The organism is Dactylosporangium maewongense (genome assembly GCF_039531485.1).
Classification (GTDB): domain Bacteria; phylum Actinomycetota; class Actinomycetes; order Mycobacteriales; family Micromonosporaceae; genus Dactylosporangium; species Dactylosporangium maewongense.
Genome location: NZ_BAAAQD010000097.1, coordinates 1 through 991, shown reverse-complemented (window position 1 = coordinate 991; position 991 = coordinate 1). Strand labels below are relative to the sequence as shown.

Genomic DNA, 991 nt, shown 5'->3' with positions numbered 1-991 from the left:
AGAGCGACCGGCAATAGGGCGTAAGTCGGTCAGAAGATCAGAGCGGGGCAGCAAGCGGGCACAGGCATCAACGATCATGTGAGTTCTCTACGCTCCGTGATCGACAAGGATGCCCGTGCCCGCGATCCCATCATCCCTGCTGGAGCCCGTGTGGGTCCAGTTCGACGCGCTGCTGCCCGCACGGCCGGAGTTCGACCCGACCCACCCGCTGGGCTGCCACCGGCGGCGGGTGCCCGACCGGGTCGTGTTCGCCCACGTCGTGGACGCCCTGGTCCACGGCTCCGGATACGAACGCATCGCCACCGAGGCGTGCTCGGACCGCACCATCCGCCGTCGCCTGCGCGCCTGGGCCGAGGTGGGGCTGGGCGAACAGCTCCACGCCCTCGCCCTGGCCGCCTACGACCGCATGATCGGCCTGGACCTGGCCGACGTCAGCGTCGACGGGGCCATCACGAAAGCCCCGTGCGGCGGCGAGCGCGCCGGTCGCTCCCCGGTCGACCGGGGCAAGGGCGGCATGAAACGCTCGACCGGCACCGACGGCGACGGGATCCCGCTCGGCCTGATCGGCACGAGCGCCAACCGGCACGACTCGCCGCTGCTGCGCGGCACTCTCGAGGCGAGCAGCCGCCAACTGCACCATCGCTGGCCCGAGCAGGTCACCGCACATCTGGACCGCGCCTACGACAACGGCCCGAGCCGGGACCTCCTCGCCGAGCTGGGCTTCGACGCTGACATCGCGCGCAAGGGCATCCCCGCCCCGGTCCAGGTCGGCAAGCGCTGGGTGGTCGAGCGGACGAACTCGTGGATGAACGGGTTCGGCAAGATCCGTCGCTGCACCGACCGCAGCGCCAGCATCATCGACTTCTACCTGTATCTGGCCGCAGCCTTCGTCACAGTCCGTCAACTCATCCGCCGCGCCCGTGCGCTCTACCGCTGGGATACCCGACTCACCACCCGCAGGCTCAAGTAACGCCCATTTGCCGGTCGCTCT

General features: G+C 69.7%; 1 protein-coding gene. It reads left to right on the top strand.

All coding sequences use genetic code 11. The features are described from left to right. Positions 1-115 precede the first annotated feature (115 nt). Positions 116-970 carry an IS5 family transposase gene (locus ABD332_RS59875; RefSeq protein WP_344516096.1) on the top strand — a complete coding sequence of 285 codons (855 nt, stop codon included), beginning with the start codon at positions 116-118 and terminating at the stop codon, positions 968-970. The last annotated feature ends 21 nt before the right edge of the window (positions 971-991 follow it).